A 216-nucleotide genomic window follows, 5' to 3' on the forward strand; every position below is an offset into this window, starting at 1 on the left:
CCATCTAAGTGTGCACGCTCTTCTGGTGATTGCAGATGCTCACGCGCTGGCGTTTTGTCATCATTAATCAAGAAAGGCTTAATTTTTTCGTACTGTTTGTAGAACTGACTCATGTCTACAATCAAGTCACGGATGACAGGTAAGCCTGGTAACGGGCGAATCACGATCTTGCCACCTTTCAACGATGACATTGGCGTGATACATGCCAAACCATTT

The 216-nt window shown here is 44.9% G+C and carries 1 protein-coding gene; it reads right to left on the bottom strand.

Features of this window, described 5'->3' with window-relative positions; all coding sequences use genetic code 11:
• The coding region (locus B2X00_RS05990; protein WP_290486532.1) for a 2Fe-2S iron-sulfur cluster-binding protein at positions 1-216 on the bottom strand (216 nt) is incomplete at both ends.

This window comes from Idiomarina sp. UBA3162 (assembly GCF_002364475.1).
In the GTDB taxonomy this organism is placed as follows: Bacteria; Pseudomonadota; Gammaproteobacteria; order Enterobacterales; family Alteromonadaceae; genus Idiomarina.